This is a genomic window from Pseudomonas tehranensis, assembly GCF_014268615.1.
Classification (GTDB): Bacteria; Pseudomonadota; Gammaproteobacteria; order Pseudomonadales; family Pseudomonadaceae; genus Aquipseudomonas; species Aquipseudomonas tehranensis.
In genome coordinates, this window is record NZ_JABWQV010000418.1 from 1 (window position 1) to 2,405 (window position 2,405).

Annotated in this window: 1 protein-coding gene; it reads right to left on the bottom strand. The window is 65.7% G+C overall.

The genetic code is table 11. The annotated features are described in order from the left end of the window. A partial coding sequence (locus HU811_RS26645; protein WP_186659062.1) for an RHS repeat-associated core domain-containing protein occupies positions 1 to 2,405 on the bottom strand: 2,405 nt, incomplete at both ends.

Here is a 2,405-nt window from a genome sequence, read left to right on the forward strand (position 1 = left end):
GGGTTCAGGGTGTAGCGATACCCGTTGAGGCCACCCGCCAGTTTGCTCGGGTCGGGCGTCAGATAACGGCCGGTTTTGGGATTGTAGTAGCGGTGCCGGTTGTAGTGCAGGCCGCTTTCGGGGTCGAAGTATTGGCCCTGGAAACGCAGCGGTTGTTCCAGCTGTTCGCCGCCGCCGTGCTGGATCTCGCGGACTTGGCCGTAGCCGTTGTAGCGCGCTGACCAGACGATGGTGCCGCCGTAGTTGGTCAGTTCCTGCGGCGTGCCCAGGTGGTCGAGGTGGTAGTAGAACGGGCAGGCGTTCGGGCCTTTGCCGTCGAGCAGGGCCAGTGGGCGGAAGGTGCCCGGTTCGTAGACGTAGCTGCGGTGGTGGCGCGGGCTGCTTTCGGCGACGATCTGGTCGCCTTGCCAGAAAAATTCTGTGGTCAGGCCGTCCACGGTCTTGCTGATGCGTCGGCCAAAGGCGTCGTAGCGGTAGGATGTTTCGCGTCCGTCCGCCGTGGTGACGCCGATCAGCCGGTGTTGGCTGTCGTAGCGGTATTCGCTGACGAGGCACTGGGCCTTGCCGCGCCGTTCGCGGATCAGGTTGCCGAAGGCGTCGTAGTCGTAGTGACGGTCACCCTCCATCAGCAGGCGGTTGCCCTTGAGGGTGGTCGGGCCGGGGCGGTCCTGGATCAGCAGGTTGCCGGCCGGGTCGTGGGCGAAATGTTCCGGCGGCTCGCTGTGGGAATAGTCGATGCCGATCAGGCGATCCAGCGGGTCGTACTGGTAATGACGGCGGTTGCGGTTGTCGGAAATGGACTGCAGGTTGCCGTTGGCGCTGTAGGCATAGTCGCGCCAGAACAGTTGCTGCTGGTGCTGCCACACCGTCTGGGCCTTGAGCCGGCCCTGTTCGTCGTAGGCGTACTGGCTGAGCAGCAGGCCTTGCTGGCGCTGCACTTCACGACCGCCACGGATCTGGTGCCCGGTCAGGCGCGAGCCGTTCAGGTCGATGGCCGTCAGCGCGCCACCCCGGGCGTGGTGATAGTCGAGCTGGCTGTTGTCCGGCAGGCGCAGGTGGTTGAGGCGCCCGCAGGCGTCGTAGCGATAACGCAGGGTGCCCCAGCCCTGGTGTTCGCTGATCAGCCGGTCCTGGGCGTCGTATTCGAAGGCCAGCGGGTGATCGCTGCCGTCGTTGACGTGGACCAGCCGGCCCAACCCGTCGTAGCGGTATTCGATGGCCTGGCCGTCGGGCAGGGTCTTGACCAGCAGCCGCCCGGCCGCGTCGCGTTGGTAGCGGGTGACCCATTGGGCGCCGTCCGCGCCGTGCTCGGTTTTCTCCAGCAGGTGGCCATTGAGGTCGTAGGCGTAGGCGGTGCGTTGCCCGTCAAAGCCGATCTGCTGTCGGATCAGTCCGTTAGGTGTGTAGTCCAGCTGATATTGTTCGCCGGATTCGTTTTCGATTTCAGTCAGCAACAGCCGCGCCGAGTCGTAGCGATACTTCAGCTCGCTGCCGTCGGGATTGAGGCGGCGGCTGATCAGGTGCAGGTCGTCGGCGTATTCATAGCGGGTGGTCCGCCCCAGCTCATCGCGCTCGGCGGTGACCTTGCCGTAGGCGTTGTAGCACCAGGCGCGGGTCGCGCCACCCGGCAAGGTGGTTTCGAACAGGCGGCCCACCGCGTCCCATTGGTAGTGCGTGACGGCGCCGTGTGAGTCCTGGCGGGTCAGCAAACGCCCCAGGGCATCGTAGGAAAAACACCGCTGCCCGCCGTCCGGCAGGGTTTCTTCTGTCAGTTGGCCCAGCTGATTGCGGGTCAACCGGTGCTCGCTACCGTCGGGGTAACGGATCGCCAGCAGTTGCCCTTGGGCGTCGTAGTCATAAGCGGTGCGTTGTTGATCCGGGGCGATGGCTTCGATCACATCGCCCTGGGCGTTGCGCCGGTAGGTCCACACGGCTTTGCCGCGCGAACGGGCCTGCAGGAAACCGTTGCGGTATTCGTAGGACGTGGGCTCATCGTCCGGTGGAATCAGCGCCACCAACCGTCCGGCTTCGTCGTAGCGGTATTCGGTGACGGCGCCCAGCGGGTCCTGTTCGGCGATCAGCCGGCCCTGTGGGTCATAGGCCTTGAGGTGCTGGCCGCCATCGGGCTCGACCTTGCGCACCAGCCGCGCCCGCTCGTCGTGGACGTACACCTCCTGGCTGCCATCCAGGTGCTGGACCGTGACCTGCCCGTCCTCGCCCCAGGTGTAGCGGCTGTCCATCTGTGCAAACGAGGCCCAGTGCCGCACGCAGCGGGCCGCGCGCCCGGCCCCTTGCCATTCCCAGAAAAAACTCGCGCCGCCGGCCAGTTGCCGCTGGAGGATGACGTGCTGGTCGTCGTAGTCGTAGCGTTCGCTTTCGCCGGCGGCGTTGGTCGCCTCGATCAG